This window comes from Bartonella queenslandensis AUST/NH15 (assembly GCF_000312585.1).
Lineage (GTDB): Bacteria > Pseudomonadota > Alphaproteobacteria > Rhizobiales > Rhizobiaceae > Bartonella > Bartonella queenslandensis_A.
In genome coordinates, this window is record NZ_HE998094.1 from 1 (window position 1) to 287 (window position 287).

The following is a 287-nucleotide window of genomic DNA, read 5'->3' on the forward strand; positions in this document are numbered from 1 at the left end:
GGTGGTGTGTGATGCGGGGGGGTGGTGTGTGGGTATGGGGGGGGTGAGAAGTGGCTGTTAATTGCTGGTGTTTTTCCTTGGTAGATGGTTTGTGTTGGCTTTGAGATCTTGTTTTGTGTTTTTGATAGAATTTTGTTGGTGGAGGCGGGTGTTGGGTTGATGCACAATAAGCGTGGTTTATTGCGGTTGTTTTGGGGATAGAGGCTATGGTGTCTGTCGTATAGGGGGTGGTGCGTGGTACGTGTGGTATGGAGGCTAAAGTGCACATTTTTATGGTTCATTTTATA

1 protein-coding gene is annotated in these 287 nt (G+C 47.4%); it reads right to left on the minus strand.

All coding sequences use genetic code 11. The annotated features are described in order from the left end of the window. The coding region (locus BN338_RS12740; RefSeq protein WP_210160966.1) for a hypothetical protein at window positions 1-268 on the minus strand (268 nt) is incomplete at its 3' end. Window positions 269-287 lie beyond the last annotated feature (19 nt).